Source organism: Geobacillus sp. LYN3, from assembly GCF_003064505.1.
Lineage (GTDB): Bacteria > Bacillota > Bacilli > Bacillales > Anoxybacillaceae > Parageobacillus_B > Parageobacillus_B toebii.
In genome coordinates, this window is sequence record NZ_QCWL01000082.1 from 1 (window position 1) to 356 (window position 356).

1 pseudogene is annotated in these 356 nt (G+C 44.4%); it reads left to right on the forward strand.

Annotation, left to right across the window (positions count from 1 at the left end):
• Window positions 1-356, forward strand: a pseudogene (locus DCC82_RS17185) (zinc-binding protein); the annotation flags it as partial.

Genomic DNA, 356 nt, shown 5'->3' on the forward strand with positions numbered 1-356 from the left:
CACACTCCGCAAGAGGAATGGGACGGGAAAACCGTGATGCAAATGGTGGAACAAGGGAAAAAAGAAGAAGTCGAGCGATGGCTGCAAGAACGCGAGTATATTAGTTTTATGAACGCCGAGCGTCTAGAATGTCCGGTTACGGTTGATTTTAATACGATTCGCCGGAAGTTTGGTCTTCCTTTATCTCCATTTGTCACGTTAGGGGAAAAACGACAAACGCGATTGCTGGAGAAGCAGCGAACAGACGAAATGGAACAATACGAGCAATATGACATGCCGCTTGAATGGATGGATTCCTTCTTTGGTAAAGATATAGCGGAGTTTTTTATCGAAAAAACGAGAGGAAAATCAGAAGC